Genomic DNA, 16,445 nt, shown 5'->3' on the forward strand with positions numbered 1-16,445 from the left:
ACCCCCGATGGCCACCCCAAACTGCTCCACTTATGGCCGGTCAAACTGCTCCAGGCAGGACGGTCGGATTATGACGATTCGGGTGTGATGGCGATGCGCGCGGCGGCCTCCTTCAGACGGTAGCTCTTGCCCTCGAACTCCAGCATTGCGCAGCGGTGCATGAGCCGGTCCAGGATGGTGGTGGCCATGGTGGCGTCGGCGAGGTACTTGCCCCAGTCCTGCACCACCCGGTTGGAGGTGATGACGATGGCGCGGCGCAGCTTGTAGCGCTGGTGCACGATGGCCTGCAGCAGTTCGGCGCTCACGTCGGCAATGCGCCGGGCCAGGAACATGTCATCAAGGACCAACAGGTCTGGCTCGATCCAGCCCTTGAGCTGTTCGGCCTGTTCCGCCGTGCTGGCCAGCCCGTAGCGGGCGAACTCGGAGTCGGCCTCCACGTAGCGCACGTCATAGCCCTGCAACGTGGCCTGGTAGGCCACCGCCTTGGCCACGTGGCTCTTTCCGGTGCCGGGCTTGCCGACGATCAATGCGTTGGCCCCCTCGCCGATGAACTTCAGGGTGTGCAGCTCGAAGCAGGCGTTGCGCGGCAGCTTGGGATTGAAGCGCCAGTCGAAGTCCGCCAGCGTCAGGCGCTCGGCCAGGCCTGAGCGCTTGAAGCGGCGCTCCATCAATCGTGAGCGGCGCCGGTCGAGCTCGTCTTGCAGCATGGCGGCCAACGTCTCCAGGAAGGGCTGCTGGGCGGCCTGGGCCTGCATCACGCGGGTGGACAGGGTGTCGGCGATGCCGGACAGGCGCAGCTCGCGCAGGGCGCGTTCGATCTCGGTCATGTTCATGGCTGGGCGATCTCAGTGGGGTGGGAGGTTGTGCCGCCCGAGGTGGCGGTGGCGGCGTGGGCGAACAGATCGCCGTATTCGTCGGCGCTGCGAATGAGCTCGTGCTGCTGGGTGAGCGTTGACGCCGACTGTGTCGGCGTGCCGGCCTGCAGGGCGGCCAGCGCGTCGGCCACCAGCCGCTCGGTGAGTGCCTTGACGTGGCGGTAGCTGTGTACGCCTTGCTCCATGGCGGCAGCGCAGGCCGCGTCGATGAAGTGATTGGGGTAGCGCTTGGCCAGATTGACGATGCCCCAGAGCTTGCGCTGGCCCACGCGCCCCTCGATGGCGAACAGCATCTGGCACAGCCGAGAGGCCTGCGGCCCGATGGCTCGGGCCTGGGCCAGGATGAAGCGCGTCTCGCGAGAGGGGTTGAACACCCGCTCGGCCATGGGCAACACCACGGTGCCGGGGCGATCAACCCGGGCGTGGGTGCGCAGCAAGGCCTGGGTGCGCAGCTCGCGGATCTCGATGCGCCGCTCGAACAGCCGCACCAGCACCTTGGTGCCAATCGGGGCCGGGCGCGCGGCGTAGCTGCTGTGGTCGATGCGCACGCAGCTGTCGTCGCAGACCGTGCGCTGCACCTCGGTGAAGTACTGCATGCGCGTGGCTGGCAGCGGCTGCAGGTGGGCGCGCTCCTCCTCGAACATGGCCTGCACCTGACGCCGCTCGGCGCCGTGGATGCGCGAGGCGGCCCACTTGGACTCCCAGTGTTCCAGGAAGGCGTTCTGCTCTTCGATGGTCTCGAAGCGCCGCCCCTTGAGCGCGGTGGACTGGGTATGTTGGATCGCGTTCTCGACCGTCCCCTTGCGATTCGGATCCCGGACCCGAGCCGGGTCGGCCACCACCTCGTAGTGGGCCAGTGTGGCGGCGTAGACCGGATTGAGCGCAGGCTCGTACAGGTCGGGCTTCAAGACGCCCTCCTTCAAATTGTCCAGCACGACGTAGTGGGTCGACCCGCCAAAGTAGGCCCAGGCCTGCTCGTGCAACTCAGCCCAGACTTGCTGGCTGGACTTCCAGATCACGCGGCGGAAGCTGCGCCGCGAGTAGCGCAGCGTGGCCACGAACAGGCGGGGTTTGCGCCAGCGCTCGGTGCTCGGCACCCGGGTGGGGGCGCCTTCACCGTAGTCGACCTGCATCTCCTCGCCGGGCGCAAAGCTCAGACGATCGAACTGCTCGGGCTCCTTGTGGCGAAGCTGGGCGCAGAAGCGCTTGACGGAGTTGTAGGCGCCGTCAAAGCCATGTTGGTCGACCAGGTCCTGGTAGATGGCCGTGGCGTTGCGGCCCAGGCGCAACTGGGCGTCGATGAAAGCGCGGTGGGGTTCGCACTTGGAGGTGGCCAGCGGCGGCGCTACCGACCTGGAAGTCGGTGGCCAGGGTGGAGCAGTTTGACCACCGGAGTCGGTGGCCACCCCGGGGCAGTTTGCCGGATCGGCGGCGAAGCGCTGCTGATACGCCCGGATGGTGTGGCGCGAGATGCCGGTGATTCGCGCGATCTCGCGCTGGGTGGCGCCGCCCTTGAGCAGCGTCCAGATGGTGGTTTGCAGATGTGGCTTCAAGACGTTCACTCCGTTGTTCCCCTCGCTCAGAGGGGGTGGAAAGTAACGTCCTGCCTGTCGAGCTTCGCGGCGCCCGACGCACCGTGTTCAATGCGTCAGATCACCGTGGCCAGGGTGGAGCAGTTTGGGTGGCCATAAGTGGGGCACTTTGGGTGGCCGCCGGGGGAACTTCATGCGTGCGCAGCGTGCGCTTGCCGCCGCGATGCTCTGCGAGGGCCTCGAAGCCCTCAGAAATCTCGGCAAGAGGTTTCGCTTCGTCATTTTCTGGACTCCAGTTCGCGTTTCAGCATGCTCTTGAGCGCCTTCTTTTCGTCGGGCCTCAAGTCGGTCGCCTCATCCTTTGTCATAGAGGGTGAACAGCCAGAATTGCGAGCCGCCATCCCACCAGTAGTAGATGACCCGCAGGCCGCCGCTCTTTCCCTTGCCCCGCCGGGCATCGCCGTGTCGCAGCTTGCGCAGACCACCAGTGCCTTCGATAACGTCCCCCGCTTCCGGGTTCTGAAGACGTTCCGTCTGGACGCATCAGCGCCGGGAGATCGTTGGACCACATCGGTGAGTCGCGTGCCGCTCTGTGAGCGGGGCATGCCCAGTCGCAGAACAAGTCGAGCTCGGCCGTCGGCCAGGCCCTCGTCGCGACGTCGTCGCATTTTTCGAGAGGTCTAACGTGAGGGCAAAGCTTAGGGCGGACTCGGTTTGGCACTGGAGGAAGCCACAACCTTGACCTTACCGACCATGCCGGCTTCATAGTGGTCCGCCACGAGGCAGGCGAAGTCGAAATCGCCGGCCCGGTTGAAGGTCCAGACGATCTCGCCCGTCTTGCCGGGAGCAACGTGTGCCATATAGGGCTCGTCGTGCGCCATGCTGGGAAACTTCACCATGAGCGCTGCGTGCTCGTCGAGTTCCTTTTTCGTACCCAAGACGAACTCGTGCATCAACTTCCCATCGTTCTTGATGGAAATCCTGACCGTCTCGCCCTGCTTCACCTGGATGCGGTCAGGGGTGAAATGCATGTCGTCCGTCATCTTGAATGTCAGAGTTCGCTTCGCCGCTCGAGCGTCTCCCGCGATTCCCCAATCCTTCTGCTCCTTTCTGATCGGACCGGACGGCTCGCTGTGGTCTTCATCACCATGCGCAAATGCAACGCCAGAGAGCGCCAGCGTGCTGGCCAGCATCAATGCCTTGATCGATTTCATGTGGTTCCTTGGGTTGAAACAGTGCAGCGAACTTAGGCCATCAATTCAATGCTGCGAGATTTTGGAGAGGAAGTCCTGCAGCACCGGAAACTAGCCGTACCACTTCGAGACGTCGTTGATTTCGATCATGAAGTTCATTCAAAGCGCCGGCGCGGCCTTGCGCCGTTGCAGCCAGGTAACCCACCAGGCACCTGCCGTGCACAGTGCCAAGTAGACGACGGCAACGAGGATATAGACCTCGACAACGCGCCCGTCGCGCTGTCCCACCTTGGTCGCCGCCCCGAGAAAGTCGTTCAGGCTGATCACGTAGACGAGCGAGGTGTCCTTGAGCAGGGCAATGGTCTGATTGATCAGCGAGGGCGTCATGTTGCGAAACGCCTGGGGCAGGATGACGTGGCGCAAGGTCTGCCAGGGCGTCATGCCCAGCGACTGGGCCGCCTGCATCTGCCCCGCGCGGACGCTGCCGATGCCAGCGCGGATGATCTCGCAGTAGTAAGCGGACTCCGCGAGTACGAACGCCACCAGCGCCGCATAGATCGGTCCAACAGTAAGGTTTGGATCGCCTGTGGCGATTCTGAGCACCACGGGCATCAGGAAGTAGATCCACAGGATCGTGAGAATGAGCGGAATCGAGCGGAACAGGTTCACATAGCCGGTAACGGCGGTCGCGATCGGACGCGGCGCGAAAATGCGGGTGATTGCCAGCAGGGTTCCGACGCCGATGCCCGCTGCCATGGCGACCACCACGAGGAAGGCGGTCATCTGCAGGCCCTGCATCAAGTACGGCCAGGCGCGTTGCAAGGACGCCCAGTCGAAGTCGTAACCCATCAGGCGCCTCCCAGTAGGCCCGGCACGCGCACCCGAATCTCGATACGGCGCATCAGCACGATCACGCCGTAAGTGATCGCCATGTAGATGACCGTCGCGGCGATGAAGGCCTCGAAAGGATGGGCGCTGAACTCACTGAGCTGGCGCGTCTGCCCGGTCAACTCCATAAGCCCGATGGTGAGCGCCACGGCCGAGTTCTTGAACACGTTCAGAAAGTCCGAGGTCAGCGGCGGGATGACGATGCGCAGTGCCTGCGGCAGGATCACATGCCGGTAGGCTGCTGTGGTCCCCAGCCCGAGCGCCATGGCCGCTTGCTTCTGGCTTGGTGGCACCGATTCGATGCCTGCGCGCAGCTGCTCGGCCGCCTTCGCGGCCGTGTAGAGCGTCAGTCCGACCAGTACCGTGAGGAACTGGTTGGTCGTCGGATTCATCTGCTTGACCGCATTGCCCCATTCGATGGGCAACAGTTCCGGCACGACGAAGTACCAGAGAAACAGCTGGACCAGCAGTGGCGTGTTGCGGAAGCAGTGGATGTACACCGTGGACAGGTAGCGCGCGGGACGATTGGGCAGCGTCCTCGCCACGCCGGCGGCCAGGCCGAGACCTAGCGCAAGCGTCCAGGCCATCAACGACAGGAGCACCGTCCACAACAATCCACGCACAAGCATCAGGCCGTACAGGCCCTCCCCGGTGACCGAGGGCTTGAAGAAGATCAGCCAATCCCAGGCGTAGTGCATCGTGTGAGGCAGTTCATGAGATTTCGTCGCCGGGCGATCACAACGGCTGGTCGTTCGGGTTGCGAATGAGTTGCTGCATCTCCGGCGACATCGGGAAGTTGACGGTGACGCTTCCCTTGACGGCGATCGGCCTAAGGAAGTATTTGTCGTACAGCGACGTGAACTCTCCCGAGCGCATCATCCCCACGATCACGTTGTCGACGAGCTTCTTGAAGGCGACATCGCCCTTTCGCAGCATGCAGCCATAGGCCTCCTTCTGTTGGGGCACGCCCACCACTTCCCAGTCCGCCGGATTCCTGGCGCGAGCGATGTTGCTGAAGAGAATGATGTCGTCCTGCGTGGCCGCCACTGCCCGTCCGGTTTCAACCGTCAGGAAGTTCTCGTTGATGTCCTTGGCCAGGATGATGTTGATGCCCCACTTGTTCTGCTCGTTGAGGCGGCGCAGCATGCGCTCGGCGGTTGTTCCTGCGCTGACGACGACATTCTTGCCGACGAGATCGGACCAGTGTTTGATGCCGGAGTTCTTGCGCACGAGCAGGCGCGCTCCGACGACGAAGAAGGTGGTCGAGAACGAAACCTGGTTCTGTCGCTCGACGTTGTTGGTGGTGGAACTGCACTCCAGGTCGACAGTCTGGTTGGCCACCAGAGGAATGCGCGTCTGCGGAGTGACCTCCAGGGTCTTGACCTCCAGCCTCGCGAGTTTCAGATCTTTCTTCACCTGCTCGACCACGCGCTGCGAGATGTCCCAGGCGAAGCCCGTCTGCTTGTTGTTGTCGTCCAGGTAATTGAACGGAATGGATGCACCGCGAGTCGCCACAGTGATGGTTCCGGTGTCCTTGATTTTCTTGAGCGTGCCATCCAGCGACTGCGCGGCCACGCCAGCGCACAGCGCGAGGCCGGCCGCGGCAATAAGGGTTTTGATCATCGGCTTGAAAGTCATCGCGGGCTCCAAATGTCTTGGACTAACGTTTGAAACTGGTTTCGAAGGCGTTCAGGGCGCCCAGCAGCTCGTCGAGCAGCTCGTGCGGATCCTGCAAGCCGACGGACAGGCGAATCACCGGGCCGCGCACGTCACTGAAATTGCGTTCGGCCAGCTCTTCCGCCGGGTAGAAGGCCGCGATGCTGCGCACGCCACCCCAGCTCGCGCCGATGGAGAATAGTTTCAGCTCCCGGAATAGCGTGCGGTAGGCCTCATAAGGCGAGTCCACAAGCTGCAGCGACATCAGGCATCCCGACAACTTGAAATCACGGGCCCACGTGGCATGGTCCGGTGCGCCGGGCAAAGCAGGAAAGAGCATCTGGCGGACCAATGGGTGCGCCGAGAGCCGGGCAGCGATCATTTGCGCGCTGGCTGCCTGGCGCTCCATCCGCACCTGCATCGTGTCCAATCCGCGCGACACGAGGAAACAGTCCTCCGCGCTGACGGCCAGTCCCATCAGCGATTGAAGACCTCGCAGGGATCGGTACAGGCGCTCGTCGTTGGTGGCGACGCTACCCATCAGCACGTCCGAATGGCCACCCATGTATTTGGTGCAAGCGTGGATGCACAGGTCCACATCGTGCGCCAGTGCAGAGAAGCCCAGCGGACTCGCCCAGGTGTTGTCGATGGCCGTCACCACACCGTGGGCACGGGCGATGGCGGTAATGGCCGGGACGTCTTCCAGCTCCATCGTCACCGTCCCTGGCGACTCCAGCCAGATGAGCCGCGTTGTCGGTCGGATCAGCCGTTCGATGTCCGCGCCGATGCGCGGCCTGTAGAACTCGACCTCGACGCCGAGCGCTTGCAGCCGCTCAACGGCGAACGATTTGGCGAGGCCGTAAGCGGCGTCGGTCATCAGAAGGTGATCGCCCTTTTTGAGCAGAGCCAGAAGCGTGCTGCAGATGGCCGCCTGCCCTGAAGGGAAGACGACGCAATGCGCGGCGCCGTCCAGCTCGGCGATGCGCGCCTCGAGTGCGCGCTGCGTTGGCGTACCGGTGGTCCCGTAGCTGAAGCCGTCCGGCATGCGGCTGCGCCGGTGCACGAAATCGTCGAGCGAATCGAAGACGACCGTCGAGGCGCGCCACACCGGCGGGACCAGACTGGCAAACGCGTCGTTGGTTGGAGTTTGTGAGTTCACGATGGAAGGTTGGTCAGTTCCACAGATGCAGGATTTGCGCCCTGCTCTGAAGTTGGCTTGCAGGCGATGACGTCGTTCTTGCCACGGCGGGCAGTGCTGCTGAGCTCATTTGCCAGGCGCGGATTCGATGAGCTGCAAGGCTTGCTTCATCTGCTCGACGGCCATGTTTTCCAGATCGGTGTACACCCGCATCTCGATCGCCAACCGGGCGAAGATCTCCTTCGCTGCGGCGACCTTGGTGGCGTCATTCGTCTTGGGATTGGCCAGCGCGGCTTCCAGGCGTTTGAACTCGCTGGTCAGAAAGGCGGGTTGTTCCCCCAGCGTGCGCAGGCCCGCGTTGGTCATCGAGCGGATGCGCAACACCATCTTCACGTCCGACTGCTCCATCTCTCCTTGCGCGCGCTCTAGTGCGAGCTTCGCGGCGAGGGCCGGTTCGCTGTCGAGCTTCTTGGTCGCTGCGATGCTGTTGAACTTGGCGATGTCGGACGAAAAGTCGTGCGCCCAGGCGGGCACGGCAAGAGCCAGGGCAGTCACTGCCAGGATGGTCTGAAGTTTCATGGCGCTTCTCCAAGGGGGTGGCTGAAGCTACCGACTCTATGGCCGTGGTGATAATCTGAATCACGCCTGAAATTCTCTCTCCATAAGTCGTTGTTATATGTTGCTCCGGGAAATCGAGGTGTTCCGCTCCGTGATGTCGGTAGGGTCTGCCAGCAAGGCCGCCGCGCTCATGGGTGTCACGCAGCCCGCCGTCAGCCAGTCGTTGCGCAGGCTCGAGGAAGCCGCCGGCTTTGCCCTGTTCCGCCGGCTTCGAGGCCGCCTGCATGCGACGCCCGAAGCCCAGGCGTTGTTGCTCGAGGTCGAGCGCGTTTTCGTCGGCCTGGACAGCATCGAGCACCGCATGCGCAGCCTGAAGCGTTTCGGGGTGAACACCCTGCGCGTCGCGGTCTATCCGGCATTCGGACTGACCTTTGTCCCGCGAGTGCTATCCCGGCTTGTCGCCGAGCGACGGGACTCCGAAGCCCGGCCTCAGATCTCGCTGCAGGTGCTCAGTTCGCGAGAGGTGCACGAGGCCGTTCTGGGGCGCCAGGTCGACTTCGGGTTGATGGCCGATGAGATGCCGACGACGGGCCTGGAACATTCCGAGTTCGCACGCTTTCCCGGCGTTGTGGTGATGCACGCGAAGCACCGCTTGGTCAACGTCAAGACCATCCAGCCGCGCCAGCTCGCGGAAGAGCCGTTCCTCGCGCTCAACCCCGAGGACGCCTCGCGACGGCGCCTGGAGCGCGCGCTGGCGGATTGCGATGTCGGCCTGAGCGTGGTTGTCGAAACCCCGTACGCGGCGAGCGTTTGCGAAATGGCCATGCGTGGGCTGGGCATCGGCGTCGTCAATCCGATCACTGCCCTCGAGTACGCCCAGCGGGGGCTGGTCATCCGCCCCCTGTCGCTTGACGTGTCTTTCGCCGGACTGCTGGTGCTGCCACCGGGGCAACCCCTGTCGAGCGTTGCGCTGCGCGTCCTGCAACTCATGAGAATCCAACTCGCGGAAGATCAGAAGGCACTGTCCGTCTTCTTGAAACCAGGCTCAAAGCGATAGCTCGCTTGTCCACAACAGGCTTGCTGCGCTTGCACCGGCGGGCACTTCACCGATCCGAACGAGCAGTAGACGCAACAATCTCGACGCTGTTGCCGGCTGGAGCCCGCCTGGGATGCGGCATCGCTTGCTTGTCAGCAACCCCGCTCGGCTGTTCGGCTTTTAAGCGAGATGCGAGGAAAGCATTGGAAAGCTGGTGCCGAAGAGCACCTTGCGTTCGCGTCCGTGCCCTCACCGAGCCCGGACGCCCCTCCAGAAACCAAAAACACGTTGCCTCGAATTTCCATCAGATGATCTCCAGCGCCACAGCCGTGCCCTCGCCGCCGCCGATGCACAGTGTCGCGACGCCGCGCTTCTTGCCTTTCTGCTGCAGCGCATGGATCAGCGTGACCATGATGCGCGCGCCGCTGGCGCCGATCGGGTGGCCCAGCGCGCAGGCGCCGCCGTGCACGTTGACGATGTGGTGCGAGACGTCGAGCTCGTGCATCAGCGCCATCGGCACCACGGCGAAGGCTTCGTTGACTTCCCACAGGTCGACGTCCTTCACGCCCCAGCCGGTCTTCTTGAACAGCTTGGACACGGCGCCCACGGGCGCGGTCGAGAACCATTCGGGCTGCTGAGCGTGGGTGGCATGGCCGACGAGGCGCGCGATCGGCCTGGCGCCGAGCTTCTTGGCGGTGCTCTCGGTCATCATCACCAGCGCGGCGGCGCCGTCGTTGATCGACGAGCTCGAGGCCGCGGTGATGGTGCCGCCCTCTTTCTTGAAGGCCGGCTTGAGCTGCGGGATCTTGTCGAGCTTGACCTTGCCCGGGCCCTCGTCGATCTCGATCACGGTGTCGCCGCCGCGACCCTTGACCGTGACCGGCGCTATCTCGGCCTTGAAGGCGCCCGAGGTGGTGGCGGCCTTGGCGCGCTCCACGCTGGCGATCGCGAAGGCGTCCTGCTGCTCGCGCGTGAACTTGTACTTGGCCGCGCAGTCCTCGCCGAAGGTGCCCATCGAGCGGCCGGGCTGGTAGGCGTCCTCCAGGCCGTCGAGCATCATGTGGTCGAAGATACGGTCGTGGCCCATGCGGTAGCCGCCACGGCCCTTGAGCATGAGGTAGGGCGCGTTGGTCATGCTCTCCATGCCGCCCGCGACCATGACTTCGTGCGTGCCCGCGAGCAGCAGGTCGTGCGCGAGCATCGCGGCCTTCATGGCCGAGCCGCACATCTTGCTGAGCGTGACGGCCCCTGCGCTGTCGGGCAGGCCGCCCTTGTAGGCCGCCTGGCGCGCTGGCGCCTGGCCCTGGCCGGCCATCAGGCAATTGCCGAACAGCACCTCGCCGACCGCCTCGGACGCGATGCCCGCGCGCTCGACGGCCGCCTTGATGGCGACGCCGCCCAGGTCGTGCGCGGCGAGCGAAGAAAAGTCGCCCTGGAAGCCGCCCATGGGGGTGCGGGCGGCGCCGACGATGACAATGGATTCGGTCATAGGATCTCCTTAGATGGGTAACGAAAGACCGGACGACTACCGTGCGGGCAAGCGGATCGCGCCGTCAAGGCGGATCACCTCGCCGTTGAGCATGTCGATCGCGGCGCCCATACCGGCATCAACGGCCTCCTCTTCGATTGCAAACTGTTCGCCCTTTAGTGCTTCAGCTCCAACTCAGCGCCGCCGGCGGGCCTTGGACACTGCGCGAGCAGATATCCAGCCGAGGCGCACGGAGATCCCCTTGGCTTCGTGTTCTTGCTTCGAAGGCCAAATGCCGGCTTCGCAGCGTAAGCAGACGCTTGAGAAAGTTGGACCTGCCGTCCGCTCACCGTCGCTGTGCGGACCCTCACACGAGCGATCTCAATGGATGGGCTTTTGGCGATCTACGCGGACCACACGGAGATGGTTTCCGCGCTAGCCTTTCAGATAGCCGGTCACGAGGCGCGCCGCCTCGTCGATGAGCGCTTCCATCCGATCGTCGGTTAGCACTTTGGAATGGCGCAGCACCGCGTTGTGCGTCAACGCCTCGATCGTGGTGACACATACAAATGATGCGAGCTCCAGGTCATCGACACCGAGTTCGTCCCGAGCTCCATCGAGATAGGCCCTGAACAGACTGAAATTTTCACGACTGAAGGTTTCCAGCTTCTCGAGCTTTCCCACGCGCGGGATCTGCTCGGCGAGCACTCGATGCAGTTGGGGATCGAGACGGTGCGCTTCTACCGCGACAGCGACGAATTTGCGCATTGCCTTGTCCAGCGGCTGGGTCGAGACCTGCGTCAACTCGCTCCGCACCGTTTGCATGATCTGCTGTTGGTGGCGCTCGATCACGGCGGCGACGAGTGCCTCCTTGCTGGGGAAATATTGATAGAGCGAACCGATGCTCACCCCCGCAACTTCCGCGATGCGGTTGGTGCTGGCCTTGTCGAAGCCGTCCTTAACCAAAATGCGAGCGGTTGCCTCAATCAGGTTGTCCACAGTCGCGCGCGATCGCTCCTGAGTGGCGATTTTCCTGGGCCTAGTGACTGGTTTTTGCGCCATTTTTTGATGCCGTCAATGCGAGTAGCAAAAGCGAATGATCGCTCATATTCTGAGCACACGCGGATAGGCGACGCAACTTCTTGCATGCAAGACCTGTCGCGCGCAACCCCCTCAGGAGACCCATGACATGGACGACACATTGCACCACCTCTTCAGATACAAAGCTTGGGCGAACGACCAGCTATTGACGGCGCTGGCCCGGCTTGGGGACAACTCCCCAATCACCGCGTTGGCCATCAAGGCTTTGAGCCACACATACGTGGTCGACCGCATATTCGCCGCACACATTAGGCGAGAAGCTCACGCGTACACATCGGCCAACTTAAGCGAGATGCCAACGCTGGAAGATCTATCCGCTGATCTCAGAAGAAGCGATCAGGAATACATCGACTATGTATCGACGCTCGATCTTGCCCAATTGGCCGAACGAATCGATTTCGCGTTCACTGACGGCGCAGTGGGGCGTATGTCCCGCGAGGAAATGCTCATGCATGTTGTCACGCACGGAACAGGTCATCGTGGACAGGTCAGCGCAGTGATGCTGCTCAATTCCGTTCCGCCTGCCAAGGATGGATTTACCACTTATCTACACGAGGCGGAGGCGTTGACGAGAAGGCGGGCTCTTGCTTGAACGCCGTTGGATGGCGCTGTCGAGCTATTGAATGGCACGACAAGGCGTCCGACGCAGAACTCGGCGCAGCGGTGATGGCGGCCTTGCTTGCCAGCGAGTGATGCCTTCGCCAGCAACCGCCTAAAAGCGGAAGTACAAACCGAACCTCTGGCGGGACCTTCGGTGCATGGGCATCCGCCGTGAACGGTTTGCTTAGACCTCTGGAACTCGCTATCCTTGCTCCCCATGGCTTGCTCGCACGTCGCGTCGATTATTCGCACCATCCGAAGGATGGTGGGTTAGCGCGCGGCCTGAGTAGCCAAAGCAACCCGCCCCACGAGGCGGTTTTTTTCTGTCTCCTGGGGCTCCTCAGTGCTACTGGAGATTGGAATGCTCGAAATCGAATCTGCGCAGACTGCCGCCACCCTTTCCCTGCCAGGGGTCCTGCACATGGTCTGCGGGAAAATTGGTTCCGGAAAGTCGACGCTCACCAAGCGCCTTGCAGCGCAGCCGAAGACGGTTCTCATCAGCGAGGACGACTGGCTCGCACGTCTTTACCCGAACGAGATTCACGCCCTCGCGGATTACGTTCGCTGTGCCGGCAGATTGCGTGAAGCGATGGCCGGCCACATGGAGGCACTGCTCGCGGCCGGCACGTCGGTCGTGCTCGATTTCCCCTCGAACACCGTCACGACAAGAGGATGGGGCCGCGCCGTTTTCGAGAAGGCCGGGGCAGCCCATCGCATGCATTGCCTGGATGTTCCCGACGAAGTTTGCAAGGCGCGCCTGCGTGCTCGCAACCTCTCGGGAGAACATCCGTTCGAAAACGACGGATGCGGAATTCGACCAAATCACCAGTCATTTCGTCGCGCCAACGGCGGAGGAAGGCTACAACGTCGTGCGCTATGAGAGCGGCCCATGAAGTTCGACACGCTGCCCCAAACCTGTCTCGTCGATGAGACCCTTGCAATTCGCGTTCTCGAGCTTCAGCCTGGCGCGCGAATCACCCTGAAGCTGTGGAGTAGCTTCAACAATGTCGTTCTCTTGTCGAGCGCAACCTTCGCGGCCGATTCAAACGGTGTTGTGGACCTTAGCGGCCAGGCTCCCGTTTCGGGCTCGTACCAAGGCATTGATGCGATGGGCCTTTTCTGGTCTCGTGCGCCAGCTCACGGAGATGTTGCCGAGGGCTTCAAGGGAATGACCAAAGACCCATTCACCGCAACCCTCGCGGCCGAGGGGGACGATGGCGCACCACCCATCTCTCAGCGCATCAAGCGCGTCTTCGCCGGTCCCGGAGTTGTGTCGCGTGAGGTCCGAGACGGAGGGTTTTTCGGCAAGATGTTTGAGCCCGACCAACCCGGACCGCATCGAGCAGTGCTCGTGGTTGGAGGTTCCAGCGGCGGATTGGCTTGGTCCCAGGAAATGGCAGCCCTGCTGGCGTCTCACGGGTATGCGGCTCTCGCGCTGGCGTATTTCGCCGTGGAAGGCTTGCCGCCAACACTCGACCGCATTCCGCTCGAGTACTTCGGCACGGCGCTGGAATGGCTATCAGCGCAGACGACCGTCGCGGCGAACAAGATAGGCGTTGTGGGAGTTTCGCGAGGCGGAGAGTTGGCGTTGCTGCTCGGTGCGACCTACCCTGAGATTCGTGCAGTGGTCGCCTATGTACCGAGCGGCATCCTGTGGCCGGCGTTCCCTGAGAGTGGGCACGGTGCCTGGACACTGGGCGGGCGAGAAATTCCTTACGCCAAGACGCTTACCCATGAGGAGTGGAACAAGGAGCTGGCCGCTGGAAGCGCACGAGAGGGCAGCTTCGACTGGCATTTTCTTCCGTTGAAAGATGCCGCGTACGCAAGCAAGGTTTCCATCCAAGTAGAGAAAATCAATGGGCCGGTCCTCATGATTACCGGCATCGACGACAGACTTTGGCCATCGACCGAACTTACGGAGTTCGCTGTAGAGCGCTTCAAGCAGCACGGCTTCCGCCACCGTGTGGAACATCTAGCCTACGCGGGCGCGGGACACAGCATTGCTTGGCCCAATGGCCCGACAACGATGCTCAAGGCAAAGCATGCAGTATCGGGAGATGAAATGGACATGGGTGGGACGCCGGAAGGGACAGCACGTGCGCGACAGGATTCCTGGCCAAGAATGCTCGCGTTTTCGCGTTTTTGCGCGCCGCGCTCGTTGACGACTAGGATTTCTTCAAGCCGACCGGAGGGCTACAGTCGGCCAACAGCAGACATCGACTCACCTCTATTAGCACGCCCTGCGCTGCTCAACTGCGCGGGACGAGTTGTTCATCGACTGTTGCCTGACTGCGGGCCACGGCTCGCCTCCCTCGCGGCTATCCCTGCCATTGCCCCTCTCCGCCTAGCGCGACGTCCTGCGTCGGCGTACTCCTTGTTGCGCGCTGCATGAGCGTGTCGTGCGCCAGGCCTGAACCTGTTGGGCGGCGCCCGCTAGTCAGGCACGGGCGTGCCCCGATTCGTCATCGCCTGTGGGCTCAGTGAGTTGGCCTCCCCATGCGTTGACCAACTGTTGAATGATCTCGGCGACCATCCTGGACGCAGGCGAAAGCTTTCCCTGTTTGGGGAACGCCAGGGTCACGTGGCGAAAGAGATCGGGCTTGACCAGTTTGCTAGCTTGAAGACGGCCCCGTTGGAGTTCCTCGGCAATCGAGTACGGGCCCATCATCGAATAGAGCCCTGCCGTGTGCGCCACGAGTTCCTTCTGCATCGTCAACGAATCAACTTCGGCGACAGGCATCAGAGTGAACCCCAAGCTCCGAGCTGCTTCGTCAAGCGCGTTGCGCCAGTGGCTGGGGCGTCGAGGTAGCACGAGGCGCAGACCAGACAGGCGCGAGAAGTTGACCGTGGGTTCTTTCGTGAGCTCGTCGCCCGGCGCAGCGATCAAATAGGTATGCGCAACGCTCAGCAGCTTTTCTTCGTGACCGCTCGGGCGATTGAATCGAAAGAGGATCGCCATGTCGACGGCGCCGCTGTCGAGCATGGTGTTGAGTTCGGTGCCCTGCGCCTCGGCGATATTGAGGCGGATGCCTGGGTGCTCGACCTGCAGGCGTCCGAAAAGTCGAGTCATCAGCGGATGCGCTGCAGATGGGATGACACCCAGGCGAACCTCGCCAAGCAGCTTGCCCGATTCCTCGCGAAGTTCCTGTGCCAAACGGTCTGTCTCCAGCAGCCAGGAACGTAGCCGCACCGCCGCGCGCTCGCCCAACTCGGTCGGCTCAACTCCCCTGCCCGTTCGCCGAAAAAGTGGGCCGCCGAAACCCGCTTCGAAGTCACTGATCTGGCGGCTGATGTGCGACTGCACCGTCTGGCGGCGGGCCGCAACCTTGCTCAGGCTGCCAGCCTCCAGCACCTCCAAGAAGAGCTTGACAGTTGCGACGTTCATAGGGATTACCCGCGCGAGCCATGCCGAATCTGGCAAGTCTGATTGCTCTGAATTCTATCTATGCGGAGAACTCCTGGATTTCTACATTCGCTGTACCCGCTGGGAACTGCTCATTTCGAGCAACCACCGCAGTGATGAATCCAAGGAGACCCATTTGAAACTCGCCAGCTTCATGAACGCCGGGCAGGCCACCTACGGCGTGGTTCAGGAAGATCGCTACCAACTGCCACCGGCCGATTTCCTCAGCCGCCATCCCGACCTGGTGTCGGTGCTGCAGGCCGATGCCTTGCTCGAACTCGAGCGGGCCGTGGCGGCCAGTGGTAACTCCGTGCAGGCGAGCGCGGTGCGCGCGCTACCGGCGATCCCCAACCCACCCAAGCTGATCTGCGTGGGCCTGAACTACAAGACCCACGTGGCCGAGACCAAGCGCGGGGACAGCGAATACCCGTCGCTGTTCATCCGCTTCAACGACACGCTGGCGGCGCATGAAGACACGGTGCTGCGCCCTGCCTTTTCCGAGCGCTTCGACTGGGAAGGCGAACTGGCCTTCGTGATCGGCAAGGGCGGCCGCCACATCCCGAAGGCGCAGGCCTTCGAGCACATCGCGGGCTATGCCTGCCTGAACGACATCAGCGTACGCGACTGGCAGCGCCACACGCACCAGTTCACGCCGGGCAAGAACTTCCCGGGCACCGCCCCGTTCGGCCCGTACCTGGTGACCCGCGACGAGGTGCCGGACGTCACCAAGCTGACGCTGGAGACGCGCGTCAATGGCAACGTGATGCAGCACGCGAGCATCGACGACCTGATCTTCAACATCCCCGTCCTGGTCGAGTACATCTCGCGCTTCACGCCGCTGTCGCCCGGGGACGTCATCGCCACCGGAACACCCGGCGGCGTCGGCGACCGCCGCGAGCCACCGCTGTACATGAAGGAAGGCGATGTGGTCGAGGTGGAGATCACCGGCCTCGGCATCCTGCGCAACCGCATCGGAACGGCAGCCTGAGCGCCGCGA

Annotated in this window: 15 protein-coding genes and 1 pseudogene; 5 read left to right on the plus strand and 11 right to left on the minus strand. The window is 62.8% G+C overall.

Features of this window, described 5'->3' with window-relative positions:
- Positions 1-68: 68 nt before the first annotated feature.
- The 8 genes from istB to ACSQ9A_RS34555 all read right to left on the minus strand — a co-directional run bounded on the left by istB (position 69) and on the right by ACSQ9A_RS34555 (position 7,861).
- A complete protein-coding gene (gene istB, locus ACSQ9A_RS34520; protein ID WP_436303544.1) occupies positions 69-833 on the minus strand; it encodes an IS21-like element helper ATPase IstB in 765 nt (254 codons plus the stop codon).
- Complete coding sequence (gene istA, locus ACSQ9A_RS34525; RefSeq protein WP_436303543.1) at positions 830-2,437, minus strand: IS21 family transposase; 1,608 nt, start codon at positions 2,435-2,437, stop codon at positions 830-832. The genes istB and istA overlap by 4 nt, the downstream gene beginning before the upstream one ends.
- A gap of 668 nt (positions 2,438-3,105) precedes the next feature.
- Positions 3,106-3,621: a cupredoxin domain-containing protein gene (locus tag ACSQ9A_RS34530; RefSeq protein ID WP_436307264.1), complete on the minus strand. Its 516-nt coding sequence runs from the start codon at positions 3,619-3,621 to the stop codon at positions 3,106-3,108.
- A gap of 138 nt (positions 3,622-3,759) precedes the next feature.
- The gene (locus tag ACSQ9A_RS34535; protein ID WP_436307265.1) at positions 3,760-4,449 is read right to left on the minus strand and encodes an amino acid ABC transporter permease; all 690 of its coding nucleotides are present in this window, start codon (positions 4,447-4,449) and stop codon (positions 3,760-3,762) included.
- The gene (locus ACSQ9A_RS34540) at positions 4,449-5,186 is read right to left on the minus strand and encodes an amino acid ABC transporter permease (RefSeq protein ID WP_436307266.1); all 738 of its coding nucleotides are present in this window, start codon (positions 5,184-5,186) and stop codon (positions 4,449-4,451) included. Before ACSQ9A_RS34540 ends, ACSQ9A_RS34535 begins: the two co-directional genes overlap by 1 nt.
- 37 nt (positions 5,187-5,223) lie before the next feature.
- Positions 5,224-6,111 carry a transporter substrate-binding domain-containing protein gene (locus ACSQ9A_RS34545; protein WP_436307759.1) on the minus strand — a complete coding sequence of 296 codons (888 nt, stop codon included), beginning with the start codon at positions 6,109-6,111 and terminating at the stop codon, positions 5,224-5,226.
- Between the two features lie 37 nt (positions 6,112-6,148).
- Entirely contained in the window at positions 6,149-7,303 is a 1,155-nt protein-coding gene (locus ACSQ9A_RS34550) for a trans-sulfuration enzyme family protein (protein WP_436307267.1), read from the minus strand.
- A gap of 105 nt (positions 7,304-7,408) precedes the next feature.
- Positions 7,409-7,861 (minus strand): hypothetical protein, encoded by a 453-nt coding sequence (locus tag ACSQ9A_RS34555; RefSeq protein ID WP_093110930.1) that lies wholly within the window; start codon positions 7,859-7,861, stop codon positions 7,409-7,411.
- A 97-nt stretch (positions 7,862-7,958) separates the two neighbouring features.
- Between ACSQ9A_RS34555 and ACSQ9A_RS34560 the strand changes: the two genes are divergently transcribed.
- The gene (locus ACSQ9A_RS34560) at positions 7,959-8,897 is read left to right on the plus strand and encodes a LysR substrate-binding domain-containing protein (protein WP_093110928.1); all 939 of its coding nucleotides are present in this window, start codon (positions 7,959-7,961) and stop codon (positions 8,895-8,897) included.
- A gap of 283 nt (positions 8,898-9,180) precedes the next feature.
- Here ACSQ9A_RS34560 and ACSQ9A_RS34565 read toward each other — a convergent pair whose 3' ends face one another.
- On the minus strand, positions 9,181-10,365 hold the full coding sequence (locus tag ACSQ9A_RS34565) for an acetyl-CoA C-acyltransferase (protein ID WP_436307268.1): 1,185 nt from the start codon (positions 10,363-10,365) through the stop codon (positions 9,181-9,183).
- Between the two features lie 414 nt (positions 10,366-10,779).
- On the minus strand, positions 10,780-11,343 hold the full coding sequence (locus ACSQ9A_RS34570; RefSeq protein ID WP_436307269.1) for a TetR/AcrR family transcriptional regulator: 564 nt from the start codon (positions 11,341-11,343) through the stop codon (positions 10,780-10,782).
- A gap of 190 nt (positions 11,344-11,533) precedes the next feature.
- Between ACSQ9A_RS34570 and ACSQ9A_RS34575 the strand changes: the two genes are divergently transcribed.
- The 3 genes and pseudogenes from ACSQ9A_RS34575 to ACSQ9A_RS34585 all read left to right on the plus strand — a co-directional run bounded on the left by ACSQ9A_RS34575 (position 11,534) and on the right by ACSQ9A_RS34585 (position 14,437).
- Entirely contained in the window at positions 11,534-12,037 is a 504-nt protein-coding gene (locus tag ACSQ9A_RS34575; RefSeq protein WP_436307270.1) for a DinB family protein, read from the plus strand.
- Between the two features lie 369 nt (positions 12,038-12,406).
- Positions 12,407-12,938 (plus strand): annotated as a pseudogene (locus ACSQ9A_RS34580) (AAA family ATPase).
- On the plus strand, positions 12,935-14,437 hold the full coding sequence (locus ACSQ9A_RS34585; protein WP_436307271.1) for an acyl-CoA thioesterase/bile acid-CoA:amino acid N-acyltransferase family protein: 1,503 nt from the start codon (positions 12,935-12,937) through the stop codon (positions 14,435-14,437). The pseudogene ACSQ9A_RS34580 and the gene ACSQ9A_RS34585 overlap by 4 nt, the downstream one beginning before the upstream one ends.
- 45 nt (positions 14,438-14,482) lie before the next feature.
- Here ACSQ9A_RS34585 and ACSQ9A_RS34590 read toward each other — a convergent pair whose 3' ends face one another.
- On the minus strand, positions 14,483-15,430 hold the full coding sequence (locus ACSQ9A_RS34590; protein WP_436307272.1) for a LysR family transcriptional regulator: 948 nt from the start codon (positions 15,428-15,430) through the stop codon (positions 14,483-14,485).
- Positions 15,431-15,584: 154 nt separating this feature from the next.
- On the opposite strand from ACSQ9A_RS34590, the gene ACSQ9A_RS34595 reads away from it, so the two are divergent.
- The gene (locus tag ACSQ9A_RS34595) at positions 15,585-16,436 is read left to right on the plus strand and encodes a fumarylacetoacetate hydrolase family protein (protein WP_436307273.1); all 852 of its coding nucleotides are present in this window, start codon (positions 15,585-15,587) and stop codon (positions 16,434-16,436) included.
- The last annotated feature ends 9 nt before the right edge of the window (positions 16,437-16,445 follow it).

The sequence above is a fragment of the Variovorax sp. LjRoot290 genome (assembly GCF_964253985.1).
Lineage (GTDB): Bacteria > Pseudomonadota > Gammaproteobacteria > Burkholderiales > Burkholderiaceae_C > Variovorax.